Raw genomic sequence first — 1,086 nt, forward strand, 5'->3', positions numbered from 1 at the left:
TTCCATGTCGATCGCGAAGGGCTCTATTACGGCCAATGTTCGGAACTGTGCGGCAAGGATCACGCCTTCATGCCCATCGCGGTGCGCGTCGTGAGCCAGGAAGACTATGATGCGTGGCTGACCGCCGCGCGCGAGGATGTAACGCAGGCCAATCGAACGCTTATGGCCACGCTCCAGTCTCGCCGGGCGCTGGCGAACCTCGAACAATAAGCTTCCAAGCCAAGTCATTTTCCAGGAGCCCTTTCATGTCGTACGCCGCTGCACATCAGGCCCATGACGATCACGGAGCGCCCAAGAGCTTCGTCAAACGCTGGCTCTTTTCCACCAACCACAAGGATATCGGCACGCTCTACCTGATCTTCGCGATCATCATGGGCATCGTCGGGGGCTTTTTGTCGGTGATGATGCGGTGGGAGCTCGCCGAGCCGGGCATCCAGATCTTCCACGGTCTGGCCGCGATGGTCTACGGCGTCGAGGGCGATGCGGCGATCGACGCCGGCAAGCAGATGTACAATGTGTTCACCACCGGTCACGGTCTGATCATGATCTTCTTCATGGTCATGCCGGCGCTGATCGGAGGCTTTGCCAACTGGATGGTGCCGATCATGATCGGCGCGCCGGACATGGCGTTCCCGCGCATGAACAACATCTCGTTCTGGCTCCTGCCGCCGGCGGCGATCCTTTTGTTCATCTCCATGTTCATGCCGTCGGCGCCCGGCGCCTATGGGGTGGGCGGCGGCTGGACGATCTATCCGCCCTATTCGACCACCGGCCAGCCTGGCCCGGCGATGGACTTCGCCATCCTGTCGCTGCACATTGCCGGCGCTTCGTCTATCCTGGGCGCGATCAACTTCATCACCACCATCTTCAACATGCGCGCGCCGGGCATGACGCTGCACAAGATGCCGCTGTTCGCCTGGTCGGTGCTGGTCACGGGCTTTTTGCTGCTATTGGCGCTGCCGGTGCTGGCCGGGGCCATCACCATGCTGCTGACCGACCGCAACTTCGGCACCACCTTCTTCGACCCGGCCGGCGGCGGCGACCCGATCCTGTTCCAGCATCTGTTCTGGTTCTTCGGCCATCCGG

At 61.8% G+C, this 1,086-nt stretch carries 1 protein-coding gene and 1 pseudogene; both read left to right on the top strand.

Translation table 11 applies throughout. From position 1 onward, the window contains the following. Nucleotides 1-210: pseudogene (locus AC5E6L_RS13405) on the top strand (cytochrome c oxidase subunit II); the annotation flags it as partial. Between the two features lie 35 nt (nt 211-245). Continuing rightward, nucleotides 246-1,086 (top strand): cbb3-type cytochrome c oxidase subunit I (locus tag AC5E6L_RS13410; protein WP_491773931.1); only part of this gene is annotated, 841 nt, incomplete at its 3' end.

This window comes from Roseitalea sp. (assembly GCF_984466335.1).